Annotated in this window: 15 protein-coding genes; 4 read left to right on the top strand and 11 right to left on the bottom strand. The window is 69.8% G+C overall.

Annotation, left to right across the window (positions count from 1 at the left end; translation table 11 throughout):
- Window positions 1-67: 67 nt before the first annotated feature.
- Complete coding sequence (locus LC438_RS03100) at window positions 68-628, bottom strand: acyl-CoA thioesterase (protein ID WP_223585809.1); 561 nt, start codon at window positions 626-628, stop codon at window positions 68-70.
- A gap of 130 nt (window positions 629-758) precedes the next feature.
- On the opposite strand from LC438_RS03100, the gene LC438_RS03095 reads away from it, so the two are divergent.
- The gene (locus LC438_RS03095; protein ID WP_105675094.1) at window positions 759-1,265 is read left to right on the top strand and encodes a GNAT family N-acetyltransferase; all 507 of its coding nucleotides are present in this window, start codon (window positions 759-761) and stop codon (window positions 1,263-1,265) included.
- A gap of 413 nt (window positions 1,266-1,678) precedes the next feature.
- Here LC438_RS03095 and LC438_RS03090 read toward each other — a convergent pair whose 3' ends face one another.
- The 3 genes from LC438_RS03090 to LC438_RS03080 all read right to left on the bottom strand — a co-directional run bounded on the left by LC438_RS03090 (window position 1,679) and on the right by LC438_RS03080 (window position 5,311).
- On the bottom strand, window positions 1,679-2,884 hold the full coding sequence (locus LC438_RS03090) for a cytochrome b/b6 domain-containing protein (protein WP_223585808.1): 1,206 nt from the start codon (window positions 2,882-2,884) through the stop codon (window positions 1,679-1,681).
- A gap of 674 nt (window positions 2,885-3,558) precedes the next feature.
- Window positions 3,559-4,533, bottom strand: a complete 975-nt coding sequence (locus LC438_RS03085) for an electron transfer flavoprotein subunit alpha/FixB family protein (protein ID WP_105675092.1) — start codon at window positions 4,531-4,533, stop codon at window positions 3,559-3,561.
- Between the two features lies 1 nt (window position 4,534).
- On the bottom strand, window positions 4,535-5,311 hold the full coding sequence (locus LC438_RS03080) for an electron transfer flavoprotein subunit beta/FixA family protein (RefSeq protein ID WP_105675090.1): 777 nt from the start codon (window positions 5,309-5,311) through the stop codon (window positions 4,535-4,537).
- 101 nt (window positions 5,312-5,412) lie between these two features.
- On the opposite strand from LC438_RS03080, the gene LC438_RS03075 reads away from it, so the two are divergent.
- From LC438_RS03075 to LC438_RS03065, 3 genes are all read left to right on the top strand, one after another.
- Entirely contained in the window at window positions 5,413-5,949 is a 537-nt protein-coding gene (locus LC438_RS03075) for a MarR family winged helix-turn-helix transcriptional regulator (RefSeq protein ID WP_105675088.1), read from the top strand.
- Between the two features lies 1 nt (window position 5,950).
- The gene (locus tag LC438_RS03070) at window positions 5,951-6,412 is read left to right on the top strand and encodes an SRPBCC family protein (protein WP_223585807.1); all 462 of its coding nucleotides are present in this window, start codon (window positions 5,951-5,953) and stop codon (window positions 6,410-6,412) included.
- Window positions 6,413-6,522: 110 nt separating this feature from the next.
- Entirely contained in the window at window positions 6,523-6,966 is a 444-nt protein-coding gene (locus LC438_RS03065; RefSeq protein WP_223585806.1) for a YdeI/OmpD-associated family protein, read from the top strand.
- A 4-nt stretch (window positions 6,967-6,970) separates the two neighbouring features.
- Here LC438_RS03065 and LC438_RS03060 read toward each other — a convergent pair whose 3' ends face one another.
- The 7 genes from LC438_RS03060 to LC438_RS03030 all read right to left on the bottom strand — a co-directional run bounded on the left by LC438_RS03060 (window position 6,971) and on the right by LC438_RS03030 (window position 12,556).
- Window positions 6,971-7,747 (bottom strand): enoyl-CoA hydratase, encoded by a 777-nt coding sequence (locus LC438_RS03060; protein WP_223585805.1) that lies wholly within the window; start codon window positions 7,745-7,747, stop codon window positions 6,971-6,973.
- 46 nt (window positions 7,748-7,793) lie between these two features.
- Entirely contained in the window at window positions 7,794-8,681 is an 888-nt protein-coding gene (mmsB, locus tag LC438_RS03055) for a 3-hydroxyisobutyrate dehydrogenase (RefSeq protein WP_105675082.1), read from the bottom strand.
- Complete coding sequence (locus LC438_RS03050; protein WP_223585804.1) at window positions 8,678-9,883, bottom strand: acyl-CoA dehydrogenase family protein; 1,206 nt, start codon at window positions 9,881-9,883, stop codon at window positions 8,678-8,680. The genes mmsB and LC438_RS03050 overlap by 4 nt, the downstream gene beginning before the upstream one ends.
- 33 nt (window positions 9,884-9,916) lie before the next feature.
- Entirely contained in the window at window positions 9,917-11,440 is a 1,524-nt protein-coding gene (locus tag LC438_RS03045; RefSeq protein ID WP_105675078.1) for a CoA-acylating methylmalonate-semialdehyde dehydrogenase, read from the bottom strand.
- A gap of 87 nt (window positions 11,441-11,527) precedes the next feature.
- Complete coding sequence (locus LC438_RS03040; protein WP_223585803.1) at window positions 11,528-11,791, bottom strand: type II toxin-antitoxin system RelE/ParE family toxin; 264 nt, start codon at window positions 11,789-11,791, stop codon at window positions 11,528-11,530.
- Window positions 11,791-12,078: a ribbon-helix-helix protein, CopG family gene (locus tag LC438_RS03035; protein ID WP_223585802.1), complete on the bottom strand. Its 288-nt coding sequence runs from the start codon at window positions 12,076-12,078 to the stop codon at window positions 11,791-11,793. The genes LC438_RS03040 and LC438_RS03035 overlap by 1 nt, the downstream gene beginning before the upstream one ends.
- Before the next feature lie 31 nt (window positions 12,079-12,109).
- A complete protein-coding gene (locus LC438_RS03030; RefSeq protein WP_223585801.1) occupies window positions 12,110-12,556 on the bottom strand; it encodes a hypothetical protein in 447 nt (148 codons plus the stop codon).
- Window positions 12,557-12,618 lie beyond the last annotated feature (62 nt).

Raw genomic sequence — 12,618 nt, 5'->3', positions numbered from 1 at the left:
GCGCGTCGCACCGACTCCGGGCGAGGTCGCGTCGCTGCATCCCCCTCCGGGGCCGAGCGACCCGTTCTCAGGTCCAGAGGCTCGGCGCGCTCTTGCGCACCGGCGGGAGAGCGGATGCCGCGGCCCAGTCGTGCACCCACTCGTCGATCTCCGGCACGCCCTCGGGCTTGCCGACCGCGGCGAACAGCTCCTCGTTGCTGACCGTGCCGCCGGAGCGACGCAGCATCCGGGCCCTCACGATCGCCCTCGCGTAGATCTCGCCGTCGACGACGGCGCGGTGCTCCATGAACACGGCCTTGTCGTCGTGGCCGATGAAGCGCGACTGCACCTCGAACCGCTGCCACAGCTGCAGCGACTTGCGGAAGGTGATCGTCTCGCTCGACACGACGGCGTACCAGCCGCGCTCCTTCATGGCGTCGAAGAGGCCGGTGCGGATCAGCTGGTCCCAGCGTCCGAGGTCGAACAGCGACAGGTAGCGGCCGTTGTTCATGTGGCGGAGGATGTCGATGTCGGTCGGCAGCGTCGTCAGACGGATGGTGCCGACGGCAGACGGATCGAGGGTCTTGCCCTGCCGCACGCGGCGGCGGGCGCCGAGGATCACGAGGAGGGTGCGCCAGATCACGTTCACGATGTCCGATCGTAGCCATTCGCGAACGATCCGCGAACATCGTTGTACGGATCCTCCATCGGCGTCGGATGCCCTGTTGACGACATCCACTCGATTTCCGGTTCGCCGACGCCGCGCGTAGAGTCGCGGCATGAGCGCCGAAGCCCAGCCCCAGATCTCCGTTCGTCCGGTCCGCGACGTGGATGCGGAAGCCCTAGGCCGCGTGCACGCGCAGTGCTGGCACGAGACCTACGACCACCTGATCAGCAAGGCCGCCCTCGAGAAGGTGTCGCCCCGCCGCATGGCCGAGCTGTGGACGCACTGGGCCTCGCAGGGGCCGGAGTTCAAGATGAACGCGGCCCTCGTCGATGGCGAGATCGTCGGCTTCGTCGGTTCGGGTCCCGCCCGCGACAAGGATGCTCCGGCGTTCCGCGAGCTCTACTTCATCTACCTGCTCGACGCGTACCACGGCACCGGCATCGGTCAGAAGCTGTTCGACGCCGCCGTCGAGAAGGACGAGCCGCTGTACCTCTGGGTCGCCGAGGACAACCCCCGCGCGCACCGCTTCTACACCCGCAACGGCTTCGCCCTCGACGGCGCCAGCCACACCGAGCCGTTCCTCGGCGAGACGCTGACCGAGGTCCGCTTCACGCGCTGAGTCGCTCGTTCGGCTCCAGAACTCCGGAGAAGAGGCCGCCATCCACGGATGGCGGCCTCTTCTGCATCCGCACGCGGCAGATCTCCGGAGTTCTGGAGCTCGGCCGAGCCGCACCGCGTTCACAACTCCGCACAGATCGGCCCATCAGCCGCCCACACGGCCGGATCTGCGGAAGATCACCCGGCTCATGAGGAGTTGTGAACGCAGAACCCTCGCCTCAGGGTTCGGCGGCACGGGGCCCGCACGAGTCAGGGGGCGGCGCGGAGCCCGCGCGACTCAGCGGGCGATGCGGAACCCACGCGACTCAGGGGCAGCGCAGAACCCACGCGACTCAGGGGCAGCGCAGAACCCACGCGACTCAGGGGCAGCGCAGAACCCACGCGAGTCAGGAGGCGATGCGGAACCCACGCGACTCAGCGGCCGGAGACGGTCCCGAAGAGCTTGGCGATCGGGGCGATCACCAGCGGGCGGGCGGCTGCCCAGCCGGCGGCGATCACGGCGACGGCCGCGACGAACACCCAGAAACCCGTCCACGTGACCGCGTCAGAGGACGCGAACATGTGGTTGAGGTTCGCGAGGAAGCCGGTGAGGAACACCAGTGCGACGTGCGCGATGATGAACAGCACGAAGTACAGCATCACCGGGAAGTGCACGGCGCGGGCCCACTCGATCGGGTAGGCCTTCGACAGCCGCTCCGCCTTCTTCGGCCACAGCCCCGACATCCGGAACCCGGTGACCGCGGCCAGCGGCGCCGCGAGGAACACGGTGACGAAGTAGGCCAGCTGCTGCAGGCTGTTGTAGTTGTTCCACCCGTTCTCGTGCGGCCAGTTGAACGAGACGTACTGCAGAGCCGCCGACAGCGCGTTCGGGAAGACCTCCCAGCTCGTCGGCACGATCCGCGCCCAGTGCCCGGTGACGAACAGCAGGACGACGAAGATCACGCCGTTGACGAGCCACAGGATGTCGAGTGCCTGGTGGAACCAGATCGTCAGGCTGACCTTGCCCTTCGGGTTGTTCTTGGGCGTCCAGAACGCGGTCGGCCGCTTCTCGCGCCGGATGGTGAGCCCCGATCGGATGATCAGCACCATCAGGAACATGTTGAAGAAGTGCTGCCATCCGATCCACGGCGCGAAGCCCGGCTCCACGTGCACCGCCGGCGCATACTCCCCGGGGAAGGCCGCGAGGAAGTCCTGCAGCGGATCCAGGCTCAGCAGCGTCCGGACAAGAGCGACGGCGGCACCAGCCAGCACTCCGAGACCGGCGGCGGCCATGAGCGCGGCGATCCCCTGCGTCCACGTCGGACGACGGCGGTCGGATGCCGGTGCGGCGGGGAGATGCCGGGGCGCACTGCCGTTCCACACCGTGCGCGCGCCCCGCAGGGGGACGCTGAGGTCGGCGCCAGGCACGACGGCGGATGCCGCGACCGGAGCGACAGCGGATGCCGCGGAGACGGCGTCCCCCTCGCCGAGGGCGGATGCCGCCGCGACGGATGCCGCCGCAGATGCGGAGTCGACGCCCACACCGTCGGAGGCAGACGGCGCGGCGGCCGCCCGATCATCGGGCGAGGATGGCGCCCCGGCCCGATCCGCCGCTCCGACCGGCGCCACGGCTGCCGGCACGAGTCCCGCCGGCGGCCATGGCTCGCCACCCGCGGTTCTCGGAAGTCCTCGGCGCATGACGCCATCGGCAGTCGCGCCCTCGCTCTGCGCGGACGACCCCGTCGATGCGCGCGTTGCGTCTGGCGCCGACTCGGACGACTGCGGCCGCTCCGGTGCTGCGACCGCGCTCGGGACTGTGGTCGGCGCGACGGACGAGACGGACGACGGCGCGACAGACGAGGAGTCCGTCGACGCGACGGTTGAGGCGGTAGACGAACTGTTCGGCGCGACATCCGCGGGGGGCCACGGCTCTCCGCCCGGCACACGCGGGAGTCCGCGACGGATGCGAACTGCAGCGGTGGAGGCAGCAGCGGCGACAGAGGCAGCGGCGGCCGAATTGGCAGCGCGCGCCTCGTCTCGTTCTGCCCGCTCGACCGAGGCAGCAACCGAAGCACCGGAACCGGCAGCCGCATCTCCGGAAGCGCCCGCCGCGTCTCCCGATGCGCCCGCCGCGTCTCCCGATGCGCCCGCCGCGGCGCCCGAGGCACTCGGCTGCGTCGCAGCTCCGGACTCCGCACCCGGATCCGTCGCAGCATCCGCCATCGCGTCCGCATCGGCGCCATCGCTCACCCCCGCGGGAGGCCAGGGCTCTCCGCCCGGTACCCGCGGAAGTCCGCGTCGCAGCGTGGCCATGCCTACTTCTTCCGCGCCTCGAGAGCGGCGATGACCTGCGGCACGATGGTGAACAGGTCGCCCACGATGCCGAAGTCGGCGACGTCGAAGATGGGAGCCTCGGCGTCCTTGTTGATCGCGACGATCGTCTTCGAGGTCTGCATGCCCGCGCGGTGCTGGATGGCGCCGGAGATGCCGAGCGCGACGTAGAGCTGCGGCGACACCGAGACGCCGGTCTGGCCGACCTGGTGCGACTGCGGGATGTACCCCGCATCGACGGCGGCCCTGGACGCGCCCACGGCTGCGCCGAGCGCATCGGCGAGCTCTTCGACGAGCACGAACTTCTCCTTCGACGCGAGCCCGCGTCCGCCCGACACGACGCGTGCGGCGCCGCGGAGCTCCGGGCGCGAGGACGCCTGCTCGACGGCGTCGATCGTCCCGGCGGTCGCGGCGACTCCGCTCACCGGGAATGCTCCGGTGGCCCCCGTGAACACGGCGTCGTCGATGCGCTCCGCGCGTGCGTCGATCGCGCCCTGCCGCACGGTGATGACGGGAGTCCCGAACGTCGGGGCGGAGTCGGTCAGGTAGGCGCCGCCGTAGACGGAGTGGTGTGCGACGATGCCCTCGTCGTCACGGGAGACGCCGACCGCGTCGACCGAGAGCGCGAGCTTCGCACGCACGGCGAAACGGCCGGCGACATCGCGGCCGGCGATCGAGTTCGAGATGAGCACGGCATCCGGTCGCACCCGCTCGTATGCCCGCTGCAGCGCGTCGACGATCGGCACGGTGAGCAGCGCGGCGTCGCCCTCCTCGGAGATGATCTCCGCCGCGCCGGCCTGGGCGGCCTGCTCCGCGGCATCCGCAGAGCCGCCGACGATCAGCGCGACCGGCCTGCCGATGGTCGATGCCGCGCCGATCAGCGCAGCGGTGCTGGACGCGACGTCTCCTGCGGGGTCGACGTCCACGAGGACGAGGATCGGGTTCTCGGACGAGCTCATCTCACACCAGCCTGTTCTGCACGAGGTACTCCACCAGCTTGTCGGCGGCGTCTCCCTCATCGACGATCTTCACGCCCGCTGCGCGCGGGGGCTTCTCCGCGACCGTCGTCATGATGGTCCGCGGCGCGAGGGACGGGTCGGCGGAGACGCCGAGGTCTGCGAGGGAGAGCACCTCGAGCGGCTTCTTCTTCGCCGCCATGATGCCCTTGAAGTTCGGGAAGCGCGCATCCGGCAGCGCCTCCGTGATCGAGATCACCGCCGGCAGGCTCGCCGACACTGGCTGGGATCCCGCGTCGGCGGCCCGCGTGCCCGCGACGGCATCCGCGCTGATCTCCACTGAGGAGAGCGCGGTCGCCTGCGCCCAGCCCAGGTGCTCCGCGAGCATCGCCGGGATCACACCGCCCGAGCCGTCGGTCGAGAGGTTGCCGGTGATGACGAGGTCGGGCTCTCCGCGACGGATCGCGGCGGCCAGCACCTCGGCGGTCAAGGTCAGGTCGGCGCCGGCGAGCTGCTCGTCGGCGACGTGCACGGCGGATGCGGCACCGATCGCGAGCGCGCGGCGGACGGATGCCGTGGACCCCTCGGGCGCCATCGAGAGGGCGACCACCTCGGTGCCCTCGTTCTTGTCGGCATAGCTCAGTGCGACCTCGAGCGCGCGCTCCGTGATCTCATCGAGCACCACGTCTCCGGCGGCGCGGTCGGCCAGACCCGTCTCGAGATTCAGCTTGCGATCGCCATAGGTGTCCGGCACCTCTTTGACCAGGACGAAGATCTTCATCGATTGCTCCTCACGACTGGCTCGATTCTAGTCCCTTGAAACTGAGTGCCAACTTTTCTGCAACTGAGACTCAGAGCATCCGATGGCCTACCGTAGAACCTGTGACCCCGTCCCGCCCGTTGCCCGTGGATCCGCTCGCCGAGGCGAAGCGGCAGTGGCTCGCGCACGGGTGGTCGGATGCCGCAGACGGGATGACCGTCGTCACCTCGGTGATGCGTGCGCAGCAGTTGCTGCTCGCCCGCGTCGACGCCGCACTCAAGCCCTTCTCGCTGTCCTTCGCGCGCTACGAGGTGCTGCGCCTGCTCGCGTTCAGCCGCGCGGGGCGTCTGCCGCTGTCGAGCGTGGTGGCCCGTCTCCAGGTGCATGCGACGACGATCACGAGCACGTCCGAGCGCCTGGTCCGCGACGGTCTCGTGATCCGCGAGCCGCATCCGCACGACGGCAGGGCCGCGCTCCTCGCGCTCACGCCGGCCGGACGCGACCTCGTCGATCGCGCGACCACAGCCCTGAACGCCGACGTGTTCGCGAACCCCGGCCTCAGCGCCGACGACGCCGCGGAGCTCGTCGCGATCGTCGCGCGCATGCGCAAAGCCGCGGGCGACTTCACCGACCCGCGCCCCCAGCCCGAACCGCTCTGACATGGCGGCGTTCGTGCTCGAACGGGTGATCGCGGCGCCGCCGTCTGCCGTATTCGCGGCCTCCCTCGACCCCGGCCTGCACGTGCGCTCGATGGTGCGATATGGGGAGACGATGGTCGAGGCGCCTGCGGGCGGAGCCTTCACCGAGGGGTCGACGGTCACCTGGCGGGCGCAGCACTTCGGCATCCCGTTCCGGCTGCGTTCCGTCGTGTTCGACATCGACCCTCCGCACGGCTTCAGCGACCGGCAGCTGTCGGGGCCCTTCGGGGACTTCCTCCACGAGCACGTGTTCGAGGAGCATCCGCGGGGCACGCTGATGCGCGACACGATCACGTTCCGCTCCCCCTTCGGCCCGATCGGGCACCTCGTCGACCGCCTGTTCCTGCGCGAGTACATGCGGCGGCTGATCTCCGAGCGCAACGATCTGCTCGCCTCCGAGATCGAGGCGACGCCGCCGGAGTGACGGCCGCTCGGGACACGCGGCGCGGTGCACCCGATGCCGAGGTCAGGACGACCCCGCACCGGGGCTGCTTCGGCGTGACCGCGCGCACCGCCCGGGCGTACGCTGTCGGGATGACCGAACTGCACCTGCACACCGTTCTCGCGGGGTCCGGGCCCGCGGCTGCCATCGTGCTCACCGATGAGCAGGTCGCCGCCTTCGGCGCGGGCAAGGCTTTCCCCGTCGCCGTCACGATCGGCGGGCGGACCGCTCGTCTGCGTCTCTCCCGCATGGGCGGGAAGAACATGATCGGCTTCAGCAAGGCCACGCGCGCCGAGCTCGGCGTCGAGATCGACCAGGAGGTCGACGCCATCATCGCCGTGGACACCGCCGAGCGCACGGTCGAAGAGCCTCCCGAGCTCACGGCCGCCCTCGACGCGGAGCCCGCCCTGCGCGCCGCCTTCGAGAAGCTCCCCTACACGCACCGTAAGGAGCATGCCCGCTCCGTCGCCGAGGCGAAGCAGGAGGCCACGCGCGACCGCCGCATCGCCAAGGTCGTCGAGGCGATGCGCGGCTGAGAGCTCACCTGTTCCGGAAGTCGGGCGCACGCTTCTCCCGGAAGGCCGACATGCCCTCCTTCTGGTCCTCCGTGTCGAACAGCGCGGCGAACGCGGCCTTCTCGTGCGCGAGTCCTTCGGCGAGTGTCGTCTCCATCGCGGCGTCCAGGGCGGCCTTCGCGGCGTAGACCGATGGCAGCGACTTCGACGCGATGGTCTCGGCCAGCTTCTCGGCCTCGGTGAGCAGGCCGGATGCCGGCACGACGCGCGACACGAGACCGGAGCGCTCCGCCTCCTCGGCGCCCATGAAGCGCCCGGTGAGCACGAGCTCCGCCGCCTTGTAGTAGCCGACCGCGCGGATGAGCCGCTGCGTGCCGCCCATGCCGGGGATGACGCCGAGATTGATCTCGGGCTGCCCGAACTTCGCGGTGTCGGCGGCGAGGATGATGTCGCACATCATCGCCAGCTCGCAGCCCCCGCCCAGGGCGAAGCCGGACACCGCGGCGATCACCGGGGTGCGCACCGCGGCGAAGTCGTACCAGATGCCGAAGTGGTCGGTCTCGAGCATCTCGGCGGCCGACATCGCCTCCATCTCCTTGATGTCGGCTCCGGCGGCGAACGCCTTCTCGGAGCCGGTCAGGACGATGGCGCCCACGCCCTCATCGGCGTCGAAGGCGACGGCCGCCGCCGTGACCTCCTCGGCGATGCGGCTGTTCAGAGCGTTGAGCGCCTGCGGGCGGTTCAGTGTGATCCAGCCGACCCTTCCGCGCTGCTCGACCAGGATCGTCTCGTACTCGGTCATCGTGAAGGCCCTCTCCGTCGTGGTCTTCTCAGTATGTCCCGCGTCCTCAGACGCGATCGTCGCGGATGTCGGTGATGATGCCGGAGAAGTCGCGCGTCGCGCCGTCTCCCTCGGCGAAGGCGGCGTACAGCTGCTGCGCGAGCCTGCCCATCTTCGCGTCCGTGGATGTCTGCTCGATGGCCTGCAGCGCGAGCCCGAGGTCCTTGGCCATGAGCGCCCCCGCGAACCCCGGCTGATAGTCGCGGTTGGCGGGGCTCGTCGGAACCGGGCCGGGCACGGGGCAGTTGGTCGTGATCGACCAGCACTGGCCGGAGGCCTGGGAGACCACGTCGAACAGGGCCTGATGCTCGAGGCCCAGCCGCTCGCCCAGCACGAAGGCCTCCGCCACGGCGATCTGCGAGACCGCGAGGACCATGTTGTTGCACACCTTCGCGGCCTGGCCGAGGCCGGGACCACCGCAGTGCACGATCCGCCTGCCCATCGCCTCGAGCAGAGGGAGCGCCGCAGCGAAGTCCTCGTCGGCCCCTCCCACCATGAAGGCGAGGGTGCCGTTCTCCGCGCCGACCACTCCGCCAGACACGGGCGCGTCGACGTTGCGGTGCCCAGCGGCGATCGCGAGCTCGTGGGCCGTGCGGGCCTCGTCGACCGCGATCGTCGAGGACTCGATGAACAGTGTGCCGGGGCGCGCCGCGGCCAGCAGCTCGTCCTGGTAGGCGGCGATCACGTGGCGTCCGGCGGGGAACATCGTGATGACGACATCCGCATCGGCGACGGCATCCGACCCGCTCGCGGCGACCGGGATGCCGGCGGCCCGCGCGGCGTCGATGGCCGCAGGCACCAGGTCGAAGCCGTGCACCTCGTGCCCGGCCTTGACGAGGTTGACGGCCATCGGGAGTCCCATGTGCCCCAGCCCGAGGAAGGCGACCCTGCTCATGACGCGCTCCGCGTCTGGCTTCCGCCGCTGCGCTGGAGGGAGGCCGACCCTGCGGGGCGCAGCATCTCCCGCCCGACGATGAGTCTCATGATCTCGTTCGTCCCTTCCAGGATCTGGTGCACCCGCAGATCACGGACGACTTTCTCGATCCCGTAGTCCTGAAGGTACCCGTACCCGCCGTGCAGCTGAAGGGCCCTGTTGGCGACGTCGAAGCCGGCGTCGGTGGCGAAGCGCTTGGCCATGGCGCAGCGCATCGTAGCGTCGGGGGCATGCTCGTCGACGGCCTGAGCTCCGTCGCGGACCATGAGTCGTGCGGCCTGCAGGTCGGTGCGCATGTCGGCGATGGCGAAGAGGATCGACTGCTTCTCGGCGAGCGGCTCGCCGAAGGCGACGCGCTCGTGCACGTACTGCACAGCCCGGTCGAGCGCCCACTGCGCTCCGCCGAGGGAGCAGGCGGCGATGTTCAGCCGACCTCCGTTGAGGGCGGACATCGCGATCGCGAACCCCTTGCCCTCGTCGCCCAGCATGGCCGAGGCTGGCACCCGCACCCCGTCGAAGATGACCTGGCGCGTGGGCTGCGCGTGCCAGCCCATCTTCTTCTCGGGTGCGCCGAAGCTCAGTCCTTCGGCGTCGCCCGCCACGAGGAAGGCGCTGATGCCGCGGGCCCCGGGTTCGCCGGTGCGCGCCATGACGACGTACACGCCCGCCTCGCTTGCTCCGGAGATGAACTGCTTGACGCCGGTGAGCACATAGGCGTCGCCGTCGCGGACCGCGCTGGTGGCGATGTTCGCGGCATCCGATCCCGCTCCCGGCTCGGTGAGGCAGTACCCGCCGAACTGCTCCATCGTGGTGAGCGCGGGAAGCCACTCGCCCCTCTGGGCGTCGTCGCCGTAGGTGTCGATCATCCAGACGACCATGTTGTGGATCGAGATGTAAGCCGCGACCGCGGGATCGGCCTTCGCGAGCTCCTCGAAGATCGCGACGGTGTCGGTGCGGCTGAGCCCCGTGCCGCCGAACTCCTCGCGCACGTAGATGCCGCCGAGTCCGAGCTCGCCGGCGCGGCCGAGGCTCTCACGCGGGAACAGGTGCTTCTCGTCCCGCTCGAGGGCGTACGGGGCCAGCTCGGTGTCGGCGAACTCGCGGACGGCGTCGAGGATCGCCTCGCGCTCCTCGGCGGTGGTGGTGACGGTGGTGAGTGTCATGGGGATTCCTTGTGGGATGGGGGTAGTCGCTGCTCAGTGCATGGTGGGGATGACGAAGCTCGCACCCTCTGCTGGTTGTTCGGCGCCCGACTGGCGGATCCCGCTGGGCCAGCGGCTCGTCACCGTCTTGGTCTTCGTGTAGAAGCGGAACGCATCGGCGCCGTGCTGGTTGAGGTCTCCGAAGCCGCTGCGCTTCCAGCCGCCGAACGTGAAGTAGGCGATCGGCACGGGGATCGGCACGTTGACGCCGACCATGCCCACGTCGACTCGCGCCGCGAAGTCACGCGCGGAATCGCCGTCGCGCGTGAAGATCGCGACGCCGTTGCCGTACTCGTGCTCGTTCGCCATGCGGAGCGCCTCCTCATAGTCCGCCGCACGGGCGATCACGAGCACGGGGCCGAAGATCTCCTCGCGGTAGATCGCCATGTCGGTCGTGACGTGGTCGAACAGGGTCGGACCGAGGTAGAAGCCCTCCTCGTGGCCGGGGACCGTGAAGCCACGACCGTCGGCGAGGAGCGTGGCGCCCTCGTCGACGCCCTGCTGGATGTAGCCCTCGACCCGTTCGACCGCGGCCCGCGTGACGAGCGGGCCGTAGTCGACGTCGGCGGCGAGGGAGGGGCCGATGCGGAGCTGTGCGACGCGTTCGGTGAGCTTCGCGGCGAGAGCATCCGCCGTCTCCTGCCCCACGGGCACCGCGACGGATATCGCCATGCAGCGCTCGCCCGCGGAGCCGTACCCCGCGCCGATCAGCGCGTCGACGGCCTGATCGAGGTCGGCATCCGGCATCACGATCATGTGGTTCTTCGCTCCGCCGAAGCACTGGGCCCTCTTGCCGTGGGCGGCGGCGGTCGCGTAGATGTACTCGGCGATCGGCGTCGAGCCGACGAAGCCGACGGCACGGATGCGGTCATCGGTCAGCAGCGTGTCGACCGCCTCCTTGTCGCCGTGGACGACGTTGAGGACTCCGGCGGGGAGACCCGCCTCCAGGAACAGCTCGGCGAGACGCACCGGCACGGACGGGTCGCGCTCGCTGGGCTTGAGGACGACGGCGTTGCCTGCGGCGAGGGCGGGACCCGCCTTCCACAGCGGGATCATCGCGGGGAAGTTGAACGGAGTGATCGCGGCCACGACGCCGAGGGGCTGACGCATCGAGTACACGTCGATCCCCGCGCCGGCGCCCGTGGAGTACTCGCCCTTCAGGAGGTGCGGCGCCCCTGCGGCGAACTCGATGACCTCGAGTCCGCGCTGGATGTCGCCCTTCGCGTCGTCGACCGTCTTGCCGTGCTCGCTGGCGAGCAGCTCCGCGAGCGACTGCATCTCGCGCTGCACGAGGTCGAGGAAGCGCAGCAGCACGCGGGCGCGCTTCTGCGGATTCGTCGCCGCCCATCCGACCTGAGCAGCCTCAGCATCGGCGATCACGTTGCGCACCTCGTCGGCGGAGGCGAGCGGCACCCTGGCCTGCACTGCTCCCGTGCTCGGATCGAACACGTCGGCGAAGCGCCCGTCTTCAGGGGTGAGAAGCGATCCGCCTACAAAATGCGGAATGGTACGAGTCATTGTGTGACATCCCTTCGCGCCTTCGTTGGCACATTGTCGATGTTACTCGGGTCTCCGGATATTTACTAGGACGTCCTTGTATCTGTGTCATCGATAGATACTCCGCCTGTGCCCGACATCGACCGCCACGATGACCACCTCATCCGGCCTCACGTCGAGGACGACCCGATGGTCGCCGACCCGCAGCCTCCAGAGCCCCGCGAGTTCGCGCTGCAACGGCTTGAGCCTGACGGTGGGATCCTCCAACTCGGCCAGCTCGTACAGCGCGACGAGGATGCGCCGCGACGTGCTGCGGTCGAGCTTGCGCAGCTGCTTCTCGAATCGGGGTGCCGGCGTGAGCCGGTAGCGCATCAGGCGGGTGCAGGCGTTGCGGCGCCGTCATGCGGCGTTCGGCGGAGCTCTATCGGATCGAAGCCGAGGTCGCGTGCGAGATCGTCCAGCGAGCGTGATGGCACCTCGCCGCGACGCACGGCCTCCGCCTCCGCCCGCACCGCGTAGGCGTACTCGAGGTCGGCGAGATGCTGCGACACCGCCTCCCGAACGTAGTAGGCCGCAGAGCGCCCGGTCGAGGCTGCAAGCGCGTCGAGACGAGCCTTCAGCTCTTCCGGAAGACGGACGCTCAGCACTCCTGTAGACATGTATACATCGTTCCACATGATCAGGCGCCTGTCACAGGATGTCGTCGAGGTGGAGCAGACGCACTCCCCGGTCGTGCAGGATGAACTGCGCACGCAGCGGCACCCTGAGCGCGAACGCCGCATCGCGCATCGCCCTTGCCCACTCGCGGTCGTCGATGCCCACGGCCGGCGGGCCGATGCGCTCCCAGACGATGACGACGGACTCGCTGGAGGTCACCTCGCGCAGGAGGTCCGCGCGCTGCACGAGCAGCTGGGCCTCGGTGAGCTCGCCGAGATCCTCCGTGCGCGTCAGCGCGTTCGGATCTTCGGGATACCCCTCCATCGGGATGAGGGGCTCACCGAGGCATCCGCGCGCATCGATGAACATGAGCCACACCTGACGCCGACTGGCGCGTTCGAGCATTCTTTCGAGGAGGTCGCGGAGGTCGTCGTCATCGCGCAGCGGGCGGTCGTTCTTGGGGGTGTTCTGATCGGTCATGCCCCTGATGCTGGCGCGTTCGCCACCCCTCGTTCCGCGGCATCCCCCGGACTTCCGCGACA

This window comes from Microbacterium sp. OVT16B, from assembly GCF_019969705.1.
Classification (GTDB): Bacteria; Actinomycetota; Actinomycetes; order Actinomycetales; family Microbacteriaceae; genus Microbacterium; species Microbacterium natoriense.
The sequence above is the reverse complement of the archived record's forward strand: the minus strand, read 5'-3'. Positions and strand labels throughout refer to the sequence as shown.